Raw genomic sequence first — 21,400 nt, 5'->3', positions numbered from 1 at the left:
GGGTGCGGGACACCGGCGGGTCAAGCGAGGACGTCCGCCACCGAGAGGGCCGTCTCCTGGGTGACGGCGTACCGCTCGGCCGACGAGAGCCGCCGGGACAGCGTCTCCCGGGTCTGCTGGAGCCAAGCCCGTTCCTGCGCGGGCACCGGCACGCCCAGCTCCTCCCGGATCGTGGTGGCCAGCCACAGCAGGCGGTACGCGTGCAGCGGCCGGTCGACGTGCGCCGCCGCCAGTGCCTCCAGCACGCTCGCCTGCCGCCACCGGTCGCCCACCTCCCAGTGCACCCGCAGCCCGGCCCGCAGCGCGGGCACCGCGTCCCCGCCCTCCCGCAACGAGACCAGGCCCAGGATGTTGTGCGCCCAGGCGATCCCCTCCCGGAAGTCCAGCTCGACGAAGTGGCTCAACGCCTGCCCCGCCAACACCCGCGCCCGCGTCAGGTCCCCCGAGTACAGCGACACCGCCGCCAGGTGCACCCGCGTGGACGACGCGTTCTCGGCGTCGCCCAACGCCCCGTAGTCGCGCAGCGCCTTCTCCAGCAGGGGTTCCGCGCCCGCGAGGTCACCGGCGAGCCACGAGGCGAACCCGCTCATCTGGACGACGTCCGCCCGCCCCGACTCGTCGTCCACCGATTCGTAGGTCGCCAGCGCCTCGGCGTACCAGCCCATGGAGGCGCGGTACTCACCGCGCTCGCACGCGATCGAGCCCAGCAGCCGCCGGCTCCGCGCCATCCCCTGCCGGTCCGCCAGCTCCCCGTGTGCGGACAGGGCACGGCGGGCGAAGTCGGCCGCCACACCGTAGGAACCCTCGAAGTAGGCCAGGAACGCCACCGACGACAACGCCCGGGCCCGCTCCACCGCCGGCGCGTCCGGGCACCGCTGGAGCGCTTCCGACAGCGAACTCCGCCCCTCCCGGTACCGCCCGCGCGACCGGCGGTACCGGGCCAGCGCCAGGGCCATCCGCAGCTCACCCGGCGTACCGGCGAGGTGCTCCGACGCCACCCGCAGGTTGTCGTCGTCGACCGTGAGGCGGTCCAGCCACGCGGCGGAACCCGGCCCGCGCGACCCCCGGTCGGCCTCGACCGCCAGGGCCAGGTAGTGCTCGGCGTGCCGGCGCCGGGTCTCCGCTTCCTCGGCGGCCTCCCCCGCCAGCCTTTCCCGGGCGTGGTGGCGGATCGTCGCCGGCAACCGGTAGCGCGCCCGACCCCGCCGCCGGTCCACCATCACCAGCGACTTGGCCACCAGGTCGGACAGCACGTCGACCGCGTACCCGGCCGTTTCCGGCCACACCGCCTCCACCGCCGCCCGGTCGAACCCGCCCGCGAACACCGCCAGCCTCCGGAACCGCGACCGGCCGGCCGGGTCGAGCAGGTCGTAGCTCCACGCCAACGCGTCGTCCAACGCCCGGTGGTGCGGCCGGTCCGGGTGCCGGTGCGCCCGCAGCAGCGCCGGGTCCCGGAGCCGGTCGGCGATCTCGCGGACGGTGAGCACCGCCGTCCGGGCCGCGGCCAGTTCCAGCGCCAGCGGCAGCCCGTCCAACCCGGAGCAGATGGCGGCCAGCGCGGGCGCGTCGGCGTCGGTCAGCTCCCGCACGGCGGGCAGCGCGGCCCGGTCCAGGAACAGCCGCACCGCGTCGAAGTCACGGACCTCGGCCAACGTCGCCGCGGCACGGGTCGGCACCGGCAGCGGCGCCACCGGCCACACCACCTCGCCGACCAGCGTCAGCGACTCCCGGCTGGTGGCGAGCACGCGCAGCCGCGGGCAGGACCGCAACAGCTCCTCGACCAGCCCGGCGCACGCGTCCACCAGGTGCTCGCAGTTGTCCAGCACCAGCAGCAGTTCCCGGTCGCGCAGCTGCCCCGCCAGCGCGGTCACGTCGGGATCGCCCCGCACGCCCAGCGCGTCGCAGACCGCCCGCGGCACCAGCCCCGGGTCGGACACCGCCGTGAGGTCGACGAACCCGTGGGCGACCGGGGCGGCGACCGCGATCGCCAACCGGGTCTTGCCGCAGCCGCCGACACCGGTGAGCGTCACCAGCCGGCGTTCGGCGACCAGGCCGGTCAGCTCGGCCACGTCCTTGTCCCGGCCGATCAGACCGGTCAACGGCGCGGGCACGGCCGCGGGCACGGGGTCGTGGCGCGTCCGCTCCCACGGTGCCCGCGGTTCCCGGCCCGCCAGGATCGCGGCTTCGAGCCGGCGCAACGCCGATCCCGGCTCCACCCCCAGTTCCGCCAGCAGGGCGGTCCGCGCCCGGTGGTACGCGGCCAGCGCGTCGGCCTGCCGCCCGCCCCGGTACAGGGCCAGCATCAGCAGCTCCCACAGCCGTTCCCGCAGCGGGTACCGCGCGACCAGCGGCTCCAGCTCGACGGCCACCCCGGCGTGCCCGCCCAACGCGAGTTCGGCACCGCACAGCTCCTCCACCGCGTACTGCCGGGCCTCCCGCAGCCGCGCCGCCTCGGCCCGCGCCCACTCGCCCACCGCGCAGTCCGCGAGCACGTCACCCCGCCACAGCTCCAACGCGGCGCGCAGCGCCCGGGCCGCCTCCTCCGGGGACGACGCCGTGCGGCCCGACCGGAGCAACGCGTCGAAGCGGTGCGCGTCGACGTGCTCGACGGGCACGTCGAGCAGGTAGCCCGGCGACCGGGTGCCGATCACCGCACCCAGCCCCGCGACGCCCAGCGCCCGGCGCAGGTGCGCGACGTGCGCGTTGAGCGTCTTGACCGCCGAACGAGGTGGCCGCTCGTCCCACAGCGCGTCGATCAGCGCCGAGCGGGACACCACGTGCCGGGCGCGCAGCGCCAGCAGGGCGAGCAGGGTCCGCTGCCGCGGTTTGCCCAGCGCCACCGGACCACCCGGCCCGGTGATCTCCACCGGGCCGAGCAGTCGGATGTCGAACGTGTCGGGGAACATGTCCGCGGGCGCCCCCTCCGGAGTCCTCGGGGGGAGGAGGCCGCAGGCCCGCGGCTGATACCGCCGATGCCGAACCCCTCAGCGGGTCCGCTCGCAGCCGACGAGCCGGCCGCCCTGCGAACCGGGGTCGCAGAGGTCGGACTCGGCGGTTCCGGACGGTCCGGTGCCGCCGTCCAGGAGGTCGAAGCCGGAACCGCCGTGCAGGCGATCGACCCCGCCGTAGCCGAACAGCAGGTCGTCGCCGCCACCGCCGAGGAGGTCGTTCGCCCCGCCGTTGCCGCCGAGGAAGTCCGCGGCCGGGCCGCCGGAGATGTTCTCCACGTCGGTGGTGATCGTGTCGCCCTCGCCGGGCTGCCCGTCGTCCTCGGCCTGGCCGTCGGCGTCGGCGTTCACGCCCACGAGGTGGTCGGCGTAGCTGACCGTGTCCACACCGGGGCCGCCGGCCATCACGTCGGCGCCCGTGCCGCCCAGCAGCAGGTCGTTCCCGGGCCCGCTGTCGAGGAAGTCGGCGCCGGGCCCGCCCTTGAGGGTGTCGTTGCCCGACCAGGTCCACAGCACGTCGTCGCCGCTACCGCTCGTCACCAGCACCGACATCGGGTCCCGCACCAGCAGCCGGTCGTCCAGGTCACCCAGGTCCAGCAGGGTCGAGGTCACCCCGGAGATGTCGCAGGTGACCATGTCCGGGAAGTCGTCGTCCAGACCGGACACGCACTCCGGCCCCGGGCGTCGAGCGGACCGATGTCGATGACGGCCATCTGGGTGGCGTTCAACCGCCAGGTCTCCACGTCGTTCGCGACCCCGTCGGACGCCCTGAACTCCAGGACCGAGCCGACCACCTGGAGCGACCCCGTCGCCGGGTCGCCTTCCTCGGCCGCCGCCGCTACCGCCGGTGCCGGTGCGACGCACAGCACGGCGACCACCGCCGCGTTCACCATCGCCGCGTTCACCATCGTGCGCATGAATCCTCCGTCTCGTCACGTGTGCGCTCTTGGTAGCCGGGGCCGGTTGCCGTCGGGTTGCCGAGGGCCCGCGAAGGCCCTCGGCAGCCGGACTCCTACTCGCAGGGGTGGTCGTTGAACGCGCTCGGGAAGGCGTGGATCCAGTCGCAGAAGTTGTTCGACCTGGCCGGGGTCACCCTGGTGGCCCAGTTGCCGTGGTAGGCGACGACCCCGATCACCCGCCGGTCGCCGCCGTTGTACTTGTAGGCCGGCGATCCGCTCTGGCCGCTCTGGACGTCGACGCTGGTCCTGATCTGCCTGGCCAGCACCAGTTGCGCCGTGCCGTCGCCGCCGTACTGGTAGTTGTCGCACTGGCCGTCGGCCGAGGGCGAGGCGGCGCACTGGTACGACCAGCCGGGGTAGCCGGCCGTCCAGTGGTCACCCGCGTGCCCGCTGGAACGCCACCCCAGCCAGCCGAGGTGCGCGGTGGAGTCGAGGTCCTGGAGCACGATCATCGCGTAGTCGTAGGCCGGGTCGGCCCAGTCGTACCACCCGCTCACGCTGAAGTACCAGTGGCTGTTCTTGAGGCCGTTCGGGAAGACGCCGATCCCGTCCTGGCCGGGCGCCACCTTGCGGTTGGGGTACCAGCCCGCGCCCGCGCCGCCGCCGCCCGGGTGGATGCAGTGACCGGCGGTGAGGAGGTGCCGCGGCCCGATCAGGGACCCCGAGCAGTTCGAGGTGCTCGCGCCGGGGGCCAGGATCGAGCCGATCGTCCGCCACGGGTAGCCCGTGGTCACCGGGCGCAGCACCCGGTTGTCGGCGCCGATGATCGTCCGGGTGCCGACCCCGCCCTCGGCGGTGCTCGTGGTCCCCGGCTTCGGTTCGCCCTCCGGGTCCTGGTCGGGTGGTGTCGGGTTGTGCGGGCGGACCTCCTGCGGGCCCGTCGGTGACAGCGCGGTCTGCCGGTAGAGCCGGCCGTCCGGGGAGATCGCGACGCCGAGCTCCCAGCTCGTCGGCCGGGTGGTGTCGAGCCGCTTGGCGTCGTCGTCGCTGAGCGCGGCGACCTTCGGCTGGGCGTTGGGATCGGTGTACTTGGCCAACCCGACGCAACGCCAGTCGCCGCGCCGGTCCAACTCGGTCGCCGGGCGGTCCGCGCACGGGTCCTCCGCCTCGGCCGCCGACGCCGTCACGACCGGTGCCAGTGCCGCGAGCAGCAGCACCCCGATCGACAGGGCCGGCAGGTGTTCCCTTCTCATCGTGTCCCACCTCTCTGGCCCGGTGGTCCGGGCCGCGGGACACAGCAGAGGACCGCGCGGTTGCCGCGGGGCTGGCGGAAGGTTGCCGTCGGCTTGCCGCGCCCGTGGCCGACCCGGCTCCGGACGACCGTGGGACGATCGAAGCCGAGCCGCCGGGGACCCCCTCGGCGACCGGACCGCCTGCGCCGTCGACGTCGGCCGACGGGCCAGGGAGGACGCGCACCCATGACCTCGGCACCGGAGCGGGCCGTCATCCTGATCACCGGCATCCAGGCGGCGGGGAAGTCGACCGTCGCGCAGCTGCTGGCCGAGCGCCTGCCGCGCTCGGTGCACCTGCGGGGTGACCTGTTCCGGCGGATGGTGGTCAACGGCCGGGCGGACATGACCCCCGAACCGTCCGAGGAGGCGGTGCGGCAACTGCGGCTGCGTTACCGGCTGACGGCGGCCACCGCCGACGCCTACTTCCGGGACGGGTTCACCGTCGTCGCCCAGGACGTCATCCTCGGCGACCACCTCGCCGACGTGGTCCGGTTGATCCGGCAGCGGCCGTTGCTGGTCGTGGTGCTCGCCCCCCGGGTCGAGGCCGTCGCCGCCCGGGAGGCGGGCCGGGCGAAGAACACCTACGACGAGTGGACCGTCGACCTGCTCGACCGCGGCCTGCGGAACGACACGCCGCGCCTCGGCCTCTGGCTCGACACCTCCGACCAGACCCCCGAGGAGACCGTGGACGAGATCCTCGACCGGGCGTGGACCGAGGCGCGCGTCCCGCCGCGCTGAGGAGCCCCGTGGAGCGGCACACCGACGAGGGCGGAGCCGGCCGAGTCGCACACCGGGGCGACTCGACCGGCTCCGCGGTTCCGGACCGGGCGACTGGGGGAACGCCGGTCCGGGGGTTCAGCCGGCGATGACGCCCTCCGCGCGGGGTTCGGCCGGCAGGCCGTGCGACCGGGCGGTGCGCAGGGCGCGGGCCCACCAGGTCAGTTCGTCGAGCATGCGCACCGCGGCCGTGTCGGCGGCGGCCCGCTCCAGCGGCTCGCCCTCCTCGTCGAAGCAGGCCCGACCGCCGTGGAAGCTGACCGTGTGCCGGACGGACACGGCGTACAGCTCCGCGAACACGAGCCGGAGCGCTTCGACGGCGCGCAGGCCGCCGGAGAGGCCGCCGTAGCTGACGAAGCCGACCGGTTTGCGGTGCCACTCCCGGTCGAGGCTGTCGATGGCGTGCTTGAGCAGCCCCGGGTAGCTGTGGTTGTACTCCGGCGTCACGACGACGAAGGCGTCCGAGCCGCCGACGACGCGTCGCCACTTCGGTCCCTGCGAGGGATCGGACCACAGCCGCGGGGTGATGACCTCGCCGAGGTCGACGCACGTCACGACGATCCCGTCGTGCTCGCGCGCCCGGCGCAGGAACCAGTCCGCCACGACCGGTCCGAAGCGACCGGTGCGCAGGCTACTGGTGAGAACGGTGAGCACCAGCGGGTCGTCGTCCACGGCGGTCCCCTTCACCTGAGCACCTCGATCCTGAGCCGGTCCCGCGCGACCGCCGCGTCGACGGTCCCGTGCGCGTCGACGAGCAGGCCGGCGTCGGCGAGGATGCGGCGGTCGGTGGAGTGCACGTCCAGCCGGTCCGGCCGGACCTGGGTCGCGCCGCCGCCGTTGTCGCCCACGAACCCCTCGGGCAGCAGGTGGGAGCCGGTGGCCAGGAAGGCGAACAGCAGCACGTGGTAGGCGCCGGGGTCGGGTGCCTCGGCGACGACCTCGTAGTTGCCGATCGGTTCGAGCAGGTGCGGCGCGACGCTGATGCCCGTCTCCTCGAAGACCTCCCGGGCGGCGGCGTCCCGGACGAACTCGCCGGGCTCGACGCCCCCGCCGGGCAGCATCCAGCGCCCCGCGAACGGTCCTCCCTTCTGCCTGACGAACGTCGTGGTGCCGTCGGGTCCGCGCACCACCACCACCGCCGCCGGGATGATCGACCCGTAGCGGGGGTCACCGCGCCAGTCGGCGGCGCGCAGCGGTGACGTCGCGGCGGCGCGCAGGGCGCCCGTCACGGTCAGAACTCCAGGAGCCGTTGGCGCAGCGTCCGCCCCGGCTCGTAGCGGTCGCGCGCCAGACCGCGTCGTTGCAGCGCGGGCACCAGTCCTTCGGTGACGTCGGCGATGTAGCGGCGGTTGAGGCGCAGCAGCGGCGTGGTGAGCATGAACCCGTCGCCGCCGACCTCGGCCATCACCTCGCCCATCCGCTCGGCCACGGTGTCGGGCGAGCCGATCAGCTCGACCGAGGACACCAGGCCGCCCGCGTTCTCCACGACGAGCTGCCTGAGCGTCTTGCCGCTGCCCCACTGCTGGAACTGGTCGAGGGTGCCCTTCTCGCCGTTGGTCTCCAGGCGCCGGGGCAGCGGCCGGTCCAGGTCGAACTCGGCGAAGTCGATCTGGGTCAGCGCGGACACCTGGACGAGGACGTCCTGGATGAACCCCGGCGCGTTCACCATCCGCTCGTGGCGTTCCCGGGCCTCCGCGTCGGTCTCGCCCAGGGTGGGGGTGACGCAGAACAGCACCTTGACGGAGTCCGGGTCCCGCCCCTGTTCCGCGGCTTTGGCCCGCACGTCGTCGCGGAACCGCTTCATCTCCTCGGGGCCGTTGGCGATGGCGATGACCGAGTCGGCGTTGCGGGCGGCGAACGCCCGTCCCCGCGGGGAGGCCCCGGCCTGCACGAACGCGGGGCGGTGCTGCGGTGAGGGCACGGTGTTGAGCGGGCCCCGGCTGGCGAAGTACTTGCCGCGGAAGTGGATCGGCCGCACCTTGTCCGGGTCGGCGAACACGCCGCGCTCGCGGTCGAGCACGACGGCGTCGGCGTCCCACGAGTCGAACAGCTGCCGCACCAGGTCCACGTACTCGTCGGCCATCTCGTAGCGCTGCTCGCGGGGCGGGAGTCCGTCCATGCCGAAGTTCTGCGCGGCCAGGTCCTCCGCGCTGGTGACGATGTTCCAGCCGAACCGGCCGCGCAGCAGGCTGTCCATCGTGGAGGACAGGCGCGCCGTCATGAACGGCGGGTAGGCCATGGTGGACAGGGTGGCGACGATGCCCAGCTCCGAGGTGGCCTTGCCCATGGCCGCCGCGAGCGGCACCGGGTCGTGCTTGGGCGCGATGGCGGCCTGGCGCAGCGCCGCCGCGGCGCTGCCGCCGTAGGTCTCGGGGACCATCAGCTTGTCCTCGATGATGACGTAGTCGAAGCAGGCCCGCTCCAGCGCCTGCGCCACGCCGATGTGGAACTCGCCGTCCCAGGGGTCACCGCCGTTGCCGAAGGGCCCCTGCCAGTCGTCGGTGGTGAAGTTCAGGATGAAGGCCAGGTGGAAAGGGGTTGGCATGCCGGTGGTGTCCTTCCGGTGCGGTCACGGGCGCGGTCACGGGCGCGGTCGGGCGTAGTCGCCCGCCCGTGCGGGCCGGGTCAGGCCGAACCCGCGGCGGACCTCGGTGGCGGCCCGCTCGGCGACGTGGTCGAACAGTCGCCGCCCGGCCTCCGCCGAGGCGGCCGAGGTGCGCGACAGCACGCCGCCGGTGCTCGCGACGGTGGTGTCGAGGGGGTGGGCGTAGACACCGGCGGGCGGCGGGTTCTCGTGGTCGGGTCGTTCCCGCCGCACCAGGTCCGGGCGCAGGTGCAGCACGAGGCTGGTCTCGGTGTGGCCGGCGTGCTCGGCGTGCCAGCCGGGGAAGTGCTCGTCCTGCTCGCGGGCCCACGCCTCGTCGACGAGGCTCCACCAGCTGAACGCCAGCACCTCGCGGTCGCGCAGCGCGCCGGCGACGCACGCCTCGTCCACGGCTTCCAGCAGCAGCGCCTCGTTCTCGAAGTGCCCGTTGAGCACGACCAGGCGGGCGAACGGCAGCGGCGCCAGCGAGCGGAGCACCGCCGCGAGGTAGCGGATCAGCTCGGCGCCGGTGGCGTAGAGGGTGCCGGGGAAGGCGAGCCCTCCCCCGCTCTGGGGCAGTGAGCGGGCGCCGATGTGGACGACGGGCAGGACGAAGCCGTCCAGCCGCGCGGCGAGGTCGTGGGCGAACGCCTCGGCCAGCAGCGAGTCGACGGCCAGCGGCAGGTGCGGGCCGTGCTGCTCGGTGCTGCCGATCGGCCACACCAGGGTCGCGCCGCGCACGGCGTCGTGGACCTCGGCGCTGGCCAGCTCCGCGTACGGACGCCCCCGGCGAGGGCTCACCGACCGACCTCCGCCGTCGCGCCCGGCAACGCCGCCACGTCGCGCACGATGCGGTCGAGCGTGCCGTACATGTCGGTGTGCAGCGCGGTGTAGACCTGCGCGGCGCACGCGCCGACGGCCAGGTAGTCCTGTACGTCCCGGGCGGACTGCACGCCGCCGATGCCCAGCACGGGTGCGGTGACGCCCCCGGCCCGCAGTGCCCAGATCGCCCCCAGGACCAGCGGTTTGATGCCGGGGCCGGAGTAGCCGAACACGCCGCCGAGTTCCAGGCCGCCGCCCGCCGCGACGGCGGCGGCGGGGATGGTGTCGCTGATGCTCAGCGCCGCCGCGCCGCCCTCCAGCGCGGCCAGTGCCCGGTCGCGCAGGCCCTCGCCCACGGCGAGCTTGACCGAGAACGGGATCGCCGTCGCGGCGCGCACGGCGGTCGCGTGCGCGAACACGCGTTCCGGGGTGTCCTCCAGGCCGTCCTCCTCGTTGAGGCAGGAGATGCCCAGTTCCAGCGCCCCGCACCCGGTGGTCGCCACGGCCGCGGCCAGCTCGCCCAGCTCGGCGGGCGAGTCGGCGTGCACGGAGGCGATGACGGGGAGGGCGTCGCCGGCGAAGTCGCGCAGGTGACCGAGCCATTCGTCCACCGGGCGCTTGGAGTAGGTGGTGCTGTTGAGCATCCCCGTGGGCAACCGCAGGATGCGCTCGTCCAGGTCGCGGGGCGGCGACGGGTGGATGGTCTTGGTCACGACCGCGCCCGCGCCGACGTCCAGGAGCTTGCGGATGTTGCGCGCCTGGTCGGTGAGCAGGCCGGAGCCGACGACCACGGGGGTGCGCAGGCGCAGGCCCAGGACGTCGACCTCGTGGTTGGTGTGCACGGTTCGCCTCTCCTCGGCTGTCGGTCAGGCGCGGGCGAAGACGACGCTGCTGCGCACGGCTTCGCGCTGCCGCTTCGTGGCGCGCAGGACGTGCTCGACGAGCAGGAACGGGGTGCGCGCGAACCGTTCGACGTCGAGCAGCTGCACGTCACCGACGCGGTGCAGCCCCTTGAGCAGGTGGCTGGCCGACTCGACGATCGGCTGGTGGGTGACCAGCACGATCGGCCTGCCCAGCGCGGTGGCCCAGCCCAGTTCGACGTGGGTGCCGTCGGTGCGCATCAGCAGGCCGTCCTCGGTCACCGGCAGGACGGGGACGAACGCGTCGCACTTGGACATCCAGCGCAGGTCGCGGGCGGCGACCTGCTCGGGCGTGTAGTGGGCGGTGCGGTCGCCGAAATGCTCGACGGTGTGCGCGGAGTAGATGTTCGCCCCGTAACCCCGGAGCGTTTCCATGACGAGTTCGAGCGTTTTCTCCAGGTCGGACGTGAACCCGTCCGGCGATAACGCGTGTTGAATCGGTCCCCCGACGAACAGGTCCAGTCCGCGCAGGACTTCGGAGCCATTACCGAATTCTTGTGACACGATCTACCCCTCGGTGCAGGTCGAACCGGTCGCATGAGTCGTGCGTTTAGTTTCGCACATTACTTTCGCCCTCAAAGTTGACCAGGCGCCCGACAAACCGGACATCCACCGTTGGGGTGAAAACAAACTCCGGCTACGAAACAAAAACCGGGCACGCCGATTTCCCGCCGCCACGGGGGGTGGCGGCGGGAGGGCGTGCGCCGGGGGTCAGGCGCGGACCGCGCGGTCGGGACCGGCGCGCAGCAGCGCGAACGTCAGCGCCGCCATGCCCAGCAGCAGCACCGCGCTGACGCCGAAGGCGAACCGGGCGCCCTGCCCGTACGCCTCCGCGGCGGAGGCGAGCAGGGCGGCGCCCTCGGGTCCGGGCAGGTCGGCGGCGGCCTGCTCCGCCGCGGCGACGGAGGAGCGGGCGGCGGTGGCCCGCTCGGGGTCGAGGGACGGCGGGACGGGCAGCGACAGCCGGTAGACCAGGGCGACCACGCTGCCCAGCGCCGCGATGCCGATTCCCGACGACAGCTCGAACGACGTCTCCTGGATCGCCGCCGCCTCGCCGGCGCGCTCGGGCCGCACCGCGCTCGTGATCGAGTCCGCGCCGGTGGTCATGATGATCCCGGCGCCGAACCCGGCGACCACCAGGACGGCGGCGAGGACCGCGTAGTGCTCCTCGACCGGGCCGAGGGCGAAGCCCGCCAGGCTGACGCCGAACACCGCCAGCGCCGCGCTCATCGCCGCGCGGTGCCCGAGCCGGGTCGCGATCCACGGCGCGGTGGTCGCCCCGACGGCGTTGGCGACGGCCAGCGGCACGATCGCGAGCCCCGCGGCCAGCGGGGTCAGGTGCCGCGACTCCTGCAACCACTGCATCAGCAGGAACAGCATCGCCACGTACGAGCCGAAGCACACGAACACCGCCGCCACCGCCACGCTGAACCGCCGGTCGCGGAACAGGGACAGGTCCAGCAGCGGGTGCGCGATGCGCCGCTGCCTGAGCACGAACCAGACCAGCACCGCCGTCCCGGCCAGGCCGCCGACCACGACCGCGGGGGTCACCCCGTCCGGCGCGGTGGCCTGCTTCAGGCCGTAGGCGAACCCGCCGAGGCCGATCACCGACAGCACCACGCTCAACGCGTCCCACCGCCGCGGCTCGGGGTTGTGCGACTCCGGGATGACCCACAGGCCCACGGCCAGCACCACCACGACCACCGGCACGTTGACCAGGAAGACCGAGCTCCAGTGGAAGTGCTCCACCAGCAGGCCGCCGACCAGCGGGCCGAGGGTGGTGCCCACGCTGTGCGAGGCGGTCCACAGGCCGATGGCGAAGGCGCGCTCCCGGTCGTCGGTGAACACGTTGCGGATGATCGCCACCGTCGCGGCGATGACCAGGGCGGTGCCCACGCCCAGCAGCGCCCGTGCCCCGATCAGCTGTTCCGTGGTCCGCGCGAAGGACGCGGTCAGCGACGCGGCGCCGAACAGCGCGAACCCGCTCAACGCGATCCGCTTGCGGCCCAGCCGGTCGGCCAGCGAACCGCACACGATCAGCAGCGCGGCCACGACCAGCGAGTACACGTCCACGATCCACAGCAGCGCCGGTCCGCTCGGGTCGAGTTCCCGGGCGACGTCCGGCACCGCCACGTGCAGCACGGTCAGGTCGAGGCCGGCCAGCAGCAGGCTCGTGCACAGGACGGCCAGGACGAGCCAGCGCCGTCCCTCTCGCGGGGGACTCACCGCGGAAGGACTGATCGAAGTCACCGCCCTGTTCTCACCGAAAACACGGCGGGGGTCAAGTGGTGAACCGGTTGTGCCTAGGTCACAACCGGTATACCCGCGCTGGTCGGGACCGGTGCGCCGAACCGGTGTGAAACGAATCTCATCCGAATTGAGAACGGCGGACGACAGCGGAAACCTACTCCGAACGTGGCCGTCGCTCACTCGAACCGAGGCACCTCTCATTACGGAGCGGCACGGCCGCGCACCCCGTGCGGCACGACGAACACCCGCGGACCGGAACGGCCGGGGTCGCGGCAATCACCGCGCTACACTCGGATCATGAGGCAGGTACGGGTGCGGGTCCGGGAGAAAATCGACGACGTGGCCGATTTCTGCAATGTCGAGGTCGCTTTCGCCGTCGTCGGCGGCAAGTGGAAGATGCTGATCGTCAAGTACCTCCTCCCCGGTCCGCTGCGCTTCGGCGAACTCCGCCGCGCCATGCCGTCGGTGACCCAGCGGATGCTCACCCGGCAACTCCGCGAACTGGAGGAGGACGGCCTCGTCCACCGCACCGTGCACGCCGAGGTGCCGCCGCGCACCGAGTACGGGTTGACCGAGTTGGGGCGTTCGCTGGAGCAGATCGTCGAGGGCCTCGACGAATGGGGTCGGCGTTACCGCGCCGAGGCCGGCGCCGCGGAACCGCAGGCGGCTCGCTGACACCGCCGTCGACGGCGGTCCGGCCGGAGTGGTGACTCGTCGTCATCCCGGGCATCCGGGAATTGCCGGTGTGGCGGCAGGGTGGCCACCCGATCGGGCGGCCCCGCCGGATTCGCGGGCCGGGATACTCGAGGTCGTGGACCCACCAGCGGTCGTCCGGTACCCGCCCGTCGCCGTGTTCAGGGACCCGCGCCCCGGCGGGACCGTCCCGAGGCTCGACCTCTCCGCACGCACGGGTGCGCGGCGGACGGCGGCGGTGCTGGCCGCGGTGCCCACGCACGCCGGTCCCGCTGAGCGCACCGCCGCCCTGAGAAGGGCTTCGGCGGTCGCGGACGGACTCGTGGCGGCGCTGTCCGCACGAGGCGCGGGCGTGGTCGGCGAGGACGTCCCGGCCGGGTCGACCAGCCAGTCGTTCTTCCGCGTGCGCGAGGTGGACCTGTCCGACCACCAGGCCGCCTGGCACGGCGCCGCCGTCGTGCAGCGCGGCCTGCGGGACCTGTGCGAGGCGCCGTTGTCGGGCGCCGACCTGGCGGTCGAGGTCGCGGGCATGGCGCAGGCCGTGCTCGACCTGACCGGAGCCGACGACCGTGCCGCTCCTCCCGACGAGCCGTTCCCCACCGCGCGAGCGGCCGACGGGATCTCGTTGGCGGAGCGGTGGACGGCCCGGTGGATCGTGGGCCACCAGGTGCACGTGCTGTTCAACGTCTGCGCGGCGGTCGCGGTGACCGACGCCGCGCACCACCTGCGCCGCGGCGCGGTCCGAGCCGCGCTGCGGCGGCTGGAGCACGCCACCACCTTCGTGCGCGGCTTTCCCGCGGCCATGACCCACGCCGCCACGATCCCGGTCGAGCACTACACCGCCGCGGTCCGGCCCGGCATGCGTCCGCCCGAGGTGGCGCGGCCGTTGAGCGGGCGGCAGCACCGCGGCTACCGGACCTTCCGCACGGCGGTGAAGGACCTGCTCACCGTGATCCCCGAACCCCACGCGCGGTTGGCCGCCCGCGACCCGGAACTCGCCGCCGCGCGGGACGCGCTGCTCGAGGCCGACCTGATCGACAGCGAACGGCACGTCACGCTCGCCTACTCGATGGTGCGCCTGCAACGCAGCATCGCCCAACTCCCCGACGGGCCGGACAACGCCGTGGCCGAACTGCGCCTGATGCGGCACCGGCGGGCGGCCCGGTACGCGCCGCTGATCCGCTTCGGCGACCACTACGTCGCCGACGCCGTGTCCGACCTGCGGCGCTGACCCCGGCCAGGCGCCGGAACCAGGAGTGAACGCCCATGTCCCGGCTCACCTCCCCCACCGACCTGGAACTGGCACCGTCCGACACCGCCGAGGTCGACCGGCTCGCCCGTGCCCTGTGCGCGGACGGGCGGGGCGGGGTGGACGCGCCGGAGTGGGTCGCCCGCTCCCGGGACGCCTGGGAGGAGGCCCCGCTGTCCCTGCGTCGCGGGCTGCGCCGGTTCCGGCGGCACTCGGGTCCACGCGGCGTGCTGGTCGTCCACGGGCTCCCGGTCGACGAGACCGCCCTGCCCGCCACCCCTTCCACCCCGAACTCGGTGCAGCGGGAGCCCACCGTCGGCGCGGCGGTGCTCACCATGGTGGCCTGCGGGCTCGGTGACCCCGTCGCGTACCTGGCGGAGAAGTCCGGGGCCCTCGTCCAGGACGTCGTCCCCGTTCCGGGCAGGGAGAGCTTCTCCGGCAACGCCGGGTCGGCGTTGCTGACCTTCCACAACGAGAACGCCTTCCACCCCCACGAGCCCGACCACGTGCTGCTGCTGTGCCTGCGCGCCGACCACGACCGCACAGCGGGCCTGCGCACGGCCTGCCTGCGCGAGGTGCTGCCGCTGCTGACCGGTGCCACCAGGGACGCGCTGTTCGCGCCCGAGTTCGTCCTGCGGCCACCGCCGTCCTTCGGCACCGACACCACCGCCCGGGCGCCACGACCACTGCTCTCGGGCGCGGTGGACGACCCGGACGTGCGCATGGCGCAGATCGCCACCACACCGGTCACCCCGCGGGCCGGAGCGGCCTTGGCCGAACTCGCCCGCGCCTTCGACACCGCCGCCCGCACCAGCCGCTTGGCACCCGGCGACCTGGCCGTCATCGACAACCGGGTCACCGTGCACGGCCGCACCCCCTTCCGCCCCCGCTACGACGGAGCCGACCGCTGGGTGCAACGCACCTTCGCCGTCACCGACCTCCGACGCTCCCGCGACCACCGCCCCGACGACGGCTACGTGCTCACCCGGTGACCGCCTTCCCCTCGCGCTCGCCGCTCGACCGGTGCGCCCCGTGAACGGACGCCCCGACCGCACGAGGTCGGGGTGCCGGGCGCACGCCACCCTCGGACACGAACGGGTCGAACCGGACGTATCGACGTCATACCCGGACGAACCCGGAGCGTCTTGACGCGATCTTTACGCGCGACAGCGCCGTTCTCACAAAACCTGAACCCGACAGGACGTTGACTCCTCGGCGTGCCGCGGACCGGGCGGCCCCGCGCCGGCCGGTCCGTCGCCGCGCACGCGGTGCGCGGTGACCGCATGCTGTACGCCACGAAGTGATCGCCACAGGAGACCCCGCATGTCCGACACACCGGAGTTCGCTGTCCCCGAACGGGTGGGCAGTCCGGTCCGACCGACCCCGCCCTCGTCCCGGTCGGGGCGGTGGTTGCTGGAGCACCGGGTGCAGCCGGTGGGGCCGGCCAATGCCGAGCAGCACGCCAAGCCCCACACCTGGTGGAAGGTCATGTGCCTGACCGGCGTGGACTACTTCTCCACGCTGTCCTACCTGCCCGGTATCGCCGCGCTGGCCGCCGGGGCGATCTCGCCGTTGGCGACGTTGCTGATCGTGGCGTTGACGCTGTTCGGGATGCTGCCGATGTACCGGCGGGTGGCACGCGAGTCGCCGCACGGGCAGGGGTCGGTGGCGATGCTGGAGGACCTGCTGCCGTTCTGGCGCGGCAAGTTGTTCGTGCTGGTGCTGCTCGGGTTCGTGGCCACGTCGTGGATCATCACGATCACGCTGTCCGCGGCCGACGCGTCGGTGCACGCGCTGGAGAACCCGCGGGTGCCGGAGTCGCTGCACGGCCACGAGGTGCTGGTCACGGTCGTGCTGCTGCTGGTCCTGGGCGGGGTGTTCCTGCTCGGCTTCAGCGAGGCCGTCGGGGTGGCCATCCCCCTGGTGGCGGTGTTCCTGCTGCTCAACGCGGTGGTCGTGGTGGCCGGCGTGCTGGAGGTGGTGGCGGAGCCGGTCGCGCTGGACCGGTGGCTGGACGCCCTGACCTCCGGCGGCGGCGGGCTGTTCGGTGTGATCGGACCGGCGATCCTGGCGTTCCCGTTGCTGGTGCTGGGCCTGTCCGGGTTCGAGACCGGGGTGAGCATGATGCCACTGGTGGCCGCCGACGGCCGCACGGAGGCCGAGCGGCTGGAGAGCCGCATCCGCAACACCCGCAAGCTGCTCACCACCGCCGCGGTGATCATGTCGGTGTACCTGATCGCGACCAGTTTCGTCACCACGGTGCTGGTACCCGTGGAGGAGTTCCAGCCCGGTGGGGAGGCCAACGGCCGCGCCCTGGCCTACCTGGCCCACGAACTGCTCGGCGAGTGGGTCGGCACGGCCTACGACATCAGCAGCATCCTCATCCTGTGGTTCGCGGGAGCCTCCGCCATGGCCGGGCTGATCAACATCGTGCCCCGCTACCTGCCCGCCTACGGCATGGCCCCGGAGTGGTCGCGCGCCGTGCGGCCGGTCGTGCTGGTCTACACCGCCGTCTGCGTCCTGCTCACCGTGGTCTTCCAGGCCGACGTCAACGCCCAGGCCGGCGCCTACGCCACCGGCATCCTGGCGATGATGGTCTCCGCCTCGGCCGCGGTGACCCTGTCCGCGGCCCGTGCCCGACGCGGGCGGGCGGCGATCGCCTTCACCGTGCTGACGCTGATCATGCTCTACGCCCTGGTGGAGAACGTGATCGAGAAGCCCGACGGCATCACGATCTCGTTCTTCTTCATCCTCGGCATCATCGCCGTCTCCCTGGTCTCCCGCATCAGCCGCACCACCGAGCTGCGCGTGGAGCACATCGAGTTCGACGGGGCGGCCCGCCGGTTCGTCACCGACTCCATCGCCCACGACGGCGAGCTGACCCTCATCGCCAACCGCCGCCAGGCCGGCGACGCCGCCGAGTACGCCGAGAAGGAGGCCGAGCAGCGCGGCGCCAACCCCGTGCCCGGCGCGGCCGACGTCCTGTTCCTGGAGATCGACGTCGTCGACCCCTCCGGCTTCAGCGACGTGCTCAAGATCAGGGGTGTCGAGGTCGACGGGCACCGGGTGCTGCGCGCCGAGAGCCCCGCCGCGCCCAACGCCATCGCCGCCATCCTGCTCGCGCTGCGCGACACCACCGGGGTGCGGCCCCACTGCCACTTCGCGTGGAGCGAGGGCAACCCCCTGGGCCACCTGTTCCGCTACCTCCTGCTGGGCCGGGGCGACACCGCCCCGGTGGTCCGCGAGATCATCCGCACCAACGAACCCGACCCGGCCCGCCGCCCCGGCATCCACGTCGGCGGCTGACAAGAAAGTGTTATTGACTAACTTCTGTTAGCGGATAACACTAAGCCCCATGGGCGTAGTGGTGGTCGGCGCGGGTCCCACCGGTCTGGCGGCGGCGTGCGCGCTGCGCCTGCACGGCGTGCGGGTGCGGGTGGTCGACGCGGCGCCCGCGCCGGCGACCACCTCGCGCGCCCTGGGGTTGCAGCCGCGCGGCAGCGAGGTGCTGGAGCGGCTCGGCGCGCTGGGCGACCTGCCCGAGCGGTCGATCGGCATCCACCGGGTCGTCGTCCACGTCGCTGGTCGCCGCTCGGGCGAACTGCGGGTCGGCCGCCCCACCGCGCTGGTCCGCCGCCCCGGTCTGCTCGTGTCCCAGGCCGAGGTCGAAGCCGGGCTGCGGGCACGCCTGGCGGGTCTGGGCGTCCGGGTGGAGTGGGGCACCGCGGTCGCCGACCTCGGCCAGGACGGGCGCGGGGTGGCGCTGTCCACCTCGACCGGCCCGGTGGCGGCGGACTGGGTGATCGGCTGCGACGGCGCGCACAGCGCGGTCCGCAAGGCCGCCGGCATCGGTTTCCCCGGTGTCCCGCTGGTCGAGGGCTTCGTGCTGGGCGACGTCCGGGCGGAGCTGCCGCTGTCGCGCGACTCGGTCGGGGTGTGGGTGCGCGGCGGGGAGGTGTTCGCGGCCTTCCCGCTGCCCGGCGGGGTGTGGCGGTTCATGGCGCCCGCCCCGGGCACCTCGGTGCAGGACGTCCCGGGGTTCCTGACCCGCGCCGCGCACCGGCACGTCGGCGCACGGGTCCGGCTCGACGGGGACTGGCCGTGGGTGTCGGTGTTCCGCATCCACCGCCGCCTGGCCGCGACCTACCGGCGCGGCCGGGTGCTGCTGGCCGGCGACGCCGCGCACATCCACAGCCCGTTCGGCGGCCAGGGCATGAACACCGGCCTGGGCGACGCCGAGAACCTGGCCTGGCGGCTCGCCCTGGTGGCCTCCGACCGTGCCGACGACCGACTGCTGAACGGCTACCAGGCCGAACGCCGCCCCGTCGCCGAGGAGGTGCTGAAGGCCACCAGCGGCCTCACCGGGCTCGTGCTGGGCGAGTCCCCGGCGGCGCGGCTGGTGCGCGACCGCGTGCTGTTCCGCCTGCTCGGCCTCGCACCGGTGGAGAAGGCCCTCTGGGAGCGGGCGTCGCAGTTGAAGACCGGCTACGCCCGCTCGCCGTTCGGCCGACGGCCCAGGGTCGGCGACCGGGTGCCGGGGTTCGCGGCGACCGACCGGTTCGGCTGGACCCTGGCCTCACCGCGCGACGACGGCTGCGCCGCGGTCGCGCGCGACGTGCTCGGCGACGTCCGGTGGGCACAGCGCGACGGCGACGCGCTGCTGGTGCGCCCGGACGGTCACCTGGCCTGGCGCGGCGAGCCGGAGCCGGCCGCGCTGCGCCGGGCGCTGGCGGTCATGCTTGACCGGTGACCACCGGCCAGAGCGGACCAGCGGGCGGGCTGCGCGAACAGCGCAAGGCGCGCACCCGCCGAACCATCCAGGAGCACGCGCTGCGGCTGTTCCTCGACCAGGGCTACGAGCAGACCACGGTCGAGCAGGTCGCCGCCGCCGCGGGCGTGTCGCACATGACCTTCTTCCGCTACTTCCCCACGAAGGAAGCGGTGGTGGAGGACGACGACCACGACCCGCTCATCGCCGGGCTGGTGCGCGCCCGCCCCGCCGGCGAGAGGCCCCTGGAGGCCCTGCGCGCGGCGCTGCGCACCGGGTTGGACGCGGTGCTCGAAAGCGACCTCGACGCCGTCTACGCCCGGACCCGGCTGATCGTCACCACCCCCGCCCTGCGCGCCGGCCAGTGGCGCAACAGCGCCACCACCGGCGAACTGCTCGCGGGCGCGCTCGCCGAACGCGAGGGGCGACCGGTCGACCTGGCGCTGCGCGTGATCGCCGCAGCCGCCACCGCGGCCCTCACCACCGCCCTCACCGCCTGGGTCGAGGGTCAGGGCGCCGACGACCTGCGGTCACTGGTCGACGAGGCGTTCGCGGCCCTGACCCCGGACCGGTAGGCGAGGCGGGCGAACGGGGACGGACCCGACCACCGCGCGAGCCGGTCGGCTCACCAGGCCCACGACGGGTCGCCGGCGGTGGTCGGTCATGAGGACCGCCTCGGCTCGCCCACGTCTGCTCCCGTGCCCCGGTCCGGGCGCTCCCGCGCGGCGGCGAGGACGGGACCGAGGGTGAACACCAGCGTCAGGCGTCGACCACGGCCACCGACGAGGACTTCGCCGGTGCGGAACTCCGGGGGGATGGAGTGGGCGACCGGGTGGGTGGTGACCGCGGTGACCTCGCGGCGGTGCGGGTCCGCGGGGAAGCGGATGCGGTGCCCCCGCCCGTCCCGGACCTCGACGTGCCCCCGGCGCCAACCGTGGCGGCGCAGGGCGCGTGCGCGGCGGCTCCACCTGGTCCACCCGATCAGCCCGGGGGGCAGCAGCACCACCGACACCACGAAGGCGCCGATGGTCAGGTAGGACGGCAGCAGGGGGTCGTTGGCCACTCCCGGGGCGGCGATGCGCTCCGGGTCCCGCCGGTCGTAGAACACGGTGATCGGGTCGCCCACGTCCAGCACCGGGCTGGTGTCGTCGAGGTTCATCCAGCGGGTCCGCTCCACCCCCTCGACGGCGAACCGCACTTCGACCGAACCGGCCGCGCCGCGGAAGCCCGATTCCGTGCCGACCACCACGCCCGGCGTGGTCCCGCCTGTCGCGAGCAGCTCGTCGGCCCGGCCGACCAGCAGGGTGGCGCCCACGACGAACCCGGTGAACAGCACCGCGCCCGACGACAGCACCACGAGCCCCCGGCGACGCAGGCGCCGCACCGCCTGCGTGGCCACCTCCTCCGGCACGGAGTGCCGGGCGGGGTGCTCCAGGTCGTCCCGGCCGCGCACGAGCACCGCGGTCCACCCCAACCGCCGCACGGTCCGGATCGTGGCCTCGAACAACTTCCCCCTCCCATCCCGCTCGCGCACAGCAGGGACGCACGTCGACACGCCGTCGAGCAGTCCTCCGCGGCCTGATCGACGAGCACGGCGTCACGAATCGAGGTAGGTGCCCCAGGTCGCCGCTCGGTCCGGGGCCGACATCACGACGGTCGCCCTGGCGTACGCGGTCTGCAGGAAGGGGTCGTCGGGGTCCAGTGAGCTGACCAGGAGGTAGTAACCGTCCTTCGGGTACAGGCAGTTGCCCCAGAAATAGTCTTCCGCGATCAGGTCGATGCTCGTGAGGTCGCTTTCCACCCCACCGAAGAAGGCGCCCCACGTGTAGGTGCCGGCGTTGATGGCGATGGCCCTGGCGGGCATGCACAACACCGGCATCGAGGGGTTCGGGTTCCAGGCGAGCGTGTGGGTGGCGTAGTGGGTCGCGCGCCCCTGCGCGTGTGCCACCTCCGGTGTGACCGCGGCGATCACCGTTCCGACCAGGAACGCCGCCGACACACTTCGCAGCCGACTACCCACCATGTCCCCCTCCAGCCCCGAAATGCCGCGCCCCGGTCCACCACGGCCCGCCCGATGGCGTTGGGGACACGCGGAACGGTCCTCGCCCAACCCCGTCGACAAGAGCCTGGCACCATCGCGGACCTGCTGACAATCCTGCGTTCGGGCGCCCCGCTCGTCCGCTCCGGGCCGAGCGCGC

At 73.7% G+C, this 21,400-nt stretch carries 20 protein-coding genes; 7 read left to right on the top strand and 13 right to left on the bottom strand.

All coding sequences use genetic code 11. The features are described 5' to 3' along the window. Positions 1–20 precede the first annotated feature (20 nt). The 4 genes from ACRAKJ_RS14265 to ACRAKJ_RS14250 all read right to left on the bottom strand — a co-directional run bounded on the left by ACRAKJ_RS14265 (position 21) and on the right by ACRAKJ_RS14250 (position 5,100). The gene (locus ACRAKJ_RS14265; RefSeq protein WP_438923699.1) at positions 21–2,906 is read right to left on the bottom strand and encodes a BTAD domain-containing putative transcriptional regulator; all 2,886 of its coding nucleotides are present in this window, start codon (positions 2,904–2,906) and stop codon (positions 21–23) included. A 78-nt stretch (positions 2,907–2,984) separates the two neighbouring features. Beyond that, complete coding sequence (locus tag ACRAKJ_RS14260; protein ID WP_438923700.1) at positions 2,985–3,614, bottom strand: calcium-binding protein; 630 nt, start codon at positions 3,612–3,614, stop codon at positions 2,985–2,987. Further along, entirely contained in the window at positions 3,557–3,865 is a 309-nt protein-coding gene (locus ACRAKJ_RS14255; RefSeq protein ID WP_438923701.1) for a hypothetical protein, read from the bottom strand. Before ACRAKJ_RS14255 ends, ACRAKJ_RS14260 begins: the two co-directional genes overlap by 58 nt. 95 nt (positions 3,866–3,960) lie before the next feature. Continuing rightward, positions 3,961–5,100 carry a trypsin-like serine protease gene (locus ACRAKJ_RS14250; RefSeq protein WP_438923702.1) on the bottom strand — a complete coding sequence of 380 codons (1,140 nt, stop codon included), beginning with the start codon at positions 5,098–5,100 and terminating at the stop codon, positions 3,961–3,963. Between the two features lie 225 nt (positions 5,101–5,325). Between ACRAKJ_RS14250 and ACRAKJ_RS14245 the strand changes: the two genes are divergently transcribed. Then, the gene (locus tag ACRAKJ_RS14245; protein WP_438923703.1) at positions 5,326–5,877 is read left to right on the top strand and encodes an AAA family ATPase; all 552 of its coding nucleotides are present in this window, start codon (positions 5,326–5,328) and stop codon (positions 5,875–5,877) included. A gap of 117 nt (positions 5,878–5,994) precedes the next feature. Here ACRAKJ_RS14245 and ACRAKJ_RS14240 read toward each other — a convergent pair whose 3' ends face one another. The 7 genes from ACRAKJ_RS14240 to ACRAKJ_RS14210 form a co-directional block, all read right to left on the bottom strand. Next, complete coding sequence (locus ACRAKJ_RS14240) at positions 5,995–6,603, bottom strand: NAD(P)H-dependent oxidoreductase (protein ID WP_438923704.1); 609 nt, start codon at positions 6,601–6,603, stop codon at positions 5,995–5,997. Continuing rightward, the gene (locus ACRAKJ_RS14235) at positions 6,600–7,145 is read right to left on the bottom strand and encodes an NUDIX domain-containing protein (RefSeq protein WP_438923705.1); all 546 of its coding nucleotides are present in this window, start codon (positions 7,143–7,145) and stop codon (positions 6,600–6,602) included. The genes ACRAKJ_RS14240 and ACRAKJ_RS14235 overlap by 4 nt, the downstream gene beginning before the upstream one ends. Before the next feature lie 2 nt (positions 7,146–7,147). After that, on the bottom strand, positions 7,148–8,461 hold the full coding sequence (locus ACRAKJ_RS14230) for an NtaA/DmoA family FMN-dependent monooxygenase (protein WP_438923706.1): 1,314 nt from the start codon (positions 8,459–8,461) through the stop codon (positions 7,148–7,150). A gap of 36 nt (positions 8,462–8,497) precedes the next feature. Continuing rightward, on the bottom strand, positions 8,498–9,301 hold the full coding sequence (locus ACRAKJ_RS14225) for a creatininase family protein (RefSeq protein WP_438923707.1): 804 nt from the start codon (positions 9,299–9,301) through the stop codon (positions 8,498–8,500). Next, positions 9,298–10,164: a hypothetical protein gene (locus ACRAKJ_RS14220; RefSeq protein WP_438923708.1), complete on the bottom strand. Its 867-nt coding sequence runs from the start codon at positions 10,162–10,164 to the stop codon at positions 9,298–9,300. Before ACRAKJ_RS14220 ends, ACRAKJ_RS14225 begins: the two co-directional genes overlap by 4 nt. A 24-nt stretch (positions 10,165–10,188) precedes the next feature. Continuing rightward, the gene (locus ACRAKJ_RS14215) at positions 10,189–10,746 is read right to left on the bottom strand and encodes a nucleoside 2-deoxyribosyltransferase (RefSeq protein ID WP_438923709.1); all 558 of its coding nucleotides are present in this window, start codon (positions 10,744–10,746) and stop codon (positions 10,189–10,191) included. A gap of 207 nt (positions 10,747–10,953) precedes the next feature. Further along, positions 10,954–12,468 (bottom strand): MFS transporter, encoded by a 1,515-nt coding sequence (locus ACRAKJ_RS14210; RefSeq protein ID WP_438923710.1) that lies wholly within the window; start codon positions 12,466–12,468, stop codon positions 10,954–10,956. 321 nt (positions 12,469–12,789) lie between these two features. On the opposite strand from ACRAKJ_RS14210, the gene ACRAKJ_RS14205 reads away from it, so the two are divergent. From ACRAKJ_RS14205 to ACRAKJ_RS14180, 6 genes are all read left to right on the top strand, one after another. Then, positions 12,790–13,167, top strand: a complete 378-nt coding sequence (locus ACRAKJ_RS14205) for a winged helix-turn-helix transcriptional regulator (RefSeq protein ID WP_438923711.1) — start codon at positions 12,790–12,792, stop codon at positions 13,165–13,167. 136 nt (positions 13,168–13,303) lie between these two features. Further along, complete coding sequence (locus ACRAKJ_RS14200; RefSeq protein WP_438923712.1) at positions 13,304–14,416, top strand: hypothetical protein; 1,113 nt, start codon at positions 13,304–13,306, stop codon at positions 14,414–14,416. Between the two features lie 35 nt (positions 14,417–14,451). Beyond that, positions 14,452–15,426, top strand: a complete 975-nt coding sequence (locus ACRAKJ_RS14195; RefSeq protein ID WP_438923713.1) for a TauD/TfdA family dioxygenase — start codon at positions 14,452–14,454, stop codon at positions 15,424–15,426. Between the two features lie 331 nt (positions 15,427–15,757). Continuing rightward, the gene (locus ACRAKJ_RS14190) at positions 15,758–17,740 is read left to right on the top strand and encodes an amino acid transporter (protein ID WP_438923714.1); all 1,983 of its coding nucleotides are present in this window, start codon (positions 15,758–15,760) and stop codon (positions 17,738–17,740) included. A 49-nt stretch (positions 17,741–17,789) separates the two neighbouring features. Continuing rightward, positions 17,790–19,184 (top strand): FAD-dependent monooxygenase, encoded by a 1,395-nt coding sequence (locus ACRAKJ_RS14185; protein WP_438923715.1) that lies wholly within the window; start codon positions 17,790–17,792, stop codon positions 19,182–19,184. Then, positions 19,181–19,777 carry an acyl-CoA-like ligand-binding transcription factor gene (locus tag ACRAKJ_RS14180; protein WP_438923716.1) on the top strand — a complete coding sequence of 199 codons (597 nt, stop codon included), beginning with the start codon at positions 19,181–19,183 and terminating at the stop codon, positions 19,775–19,777. The genes ACRAKJ_RS14185 and ACRAKJ_RS14180 overlap by 4 nt, the downstream gene beginning before the upstream one ends. Positions 19,778–19,863: 86 nt before the next feature. Here ACRAKJ_RS14180 and ACRAKJ_RS14175 read toward each other — a convergent pair whose 3' ends face one another. Further along, complete coding sequence (locus ACRAKJ_RS14175) at positions 19,864–20,709, bottom strand: DUF3592 domain-containing protein (protein ID WP_438923717.1); 846 nt, start codon at positions 20,707–20,709, stop codon at positions 19,864–19,866. A gap of 90 nt (positions 20,710–20,799) precedes the next feature. Next, on the bottom strand, positions 20,800–21,201 hold the full coding sequence (locus ACRAKJ_RS14170; RefSeq protein WP_438923718.1) for a hypothetical protein: 402 nt from the start codon (positions 21,199–21,201) through the stop codon (positions 20,800–20,802). Between the last annotated feature and the right edge of the window lie 199 nt (positions 21,202–21,400).

It is taken from the genome of Saccharothrix sp. DSM 118769 (genome assembly GCF_052936295.1).
Note: the sequence above shows the minus strand (reverse complement) of the source record. Positions and strands in the feature narration are given on the sequence as shown.

Bases quoted from the DNA above. Each gene is read 5' to 3' on its own strand.
- ACRAKJ_RS14265 (WP_438923699.1), bottom strand. From the start codon at position 2,906: ATGTTCCCCGACACGTTCGACATCCGACTGCTCGGCCCGGTGGAGATC.
- ACRAKJ_RS14255 (WP_438923701.1), bottom strand. From the start codon at position 3,865: ATGCGCACGATGGTGAACGCGGCGATGGTGAACGCGGCGGTGGTCGCC.
- ACRAKJ_RS14250 (WP_438923702.1), bottom strand. From the start codon at position 5,100: ATGAGAAGGGAACACCTGCCGGCCCTGTCGATCGGGGTGCTGCTGCTC.
- ACRAKJ_RS14245 (WP_438923703.1), top strand. From the start codon at position 5,326: ATGACCTCGGCACCGGAGCGGGCCGTCATCCTGATCACCGGCATCCAG.
- ACRAKJ_RS14230 (WP_438923706.1), bottom strand. From the start codon at position 8,461: ATGCCAACCCCTTTCCACCTGGCCTTCATCCTGAACTTCACCACCGAC.
- ACRAKJ_RS14205 (WP_438923711.1), top strand. From the start codon at position 12,790: ATGAGGCAGGTACGGGTGCGGGTCCGGGAGAAAATCGACGACGTGGCC.
- ACRAKJ_RS14195 (WP_438923713.1), top strand. From the start codon at position 14,452: ATGTCCCGGCTCACCTCCCCCACCGACCTGGAACTGGCACCGTCCGAC.
- ACRAKJ_RS14190 (WP_438923714.1), top strand. From the start codon at position 15,758: ATGTCCGACACACCGGAGTTCGCTGTCCCCGAACGGGTGGGCAGTCCG.
- ACRAKJ_RS14185 (WP_438923715.1), top strand. From the start codon at position 17,790: ATGGGCGTAGTGGTGGTCGGCGCGGGTCCCACCGGTCTGGCGGCGGCG.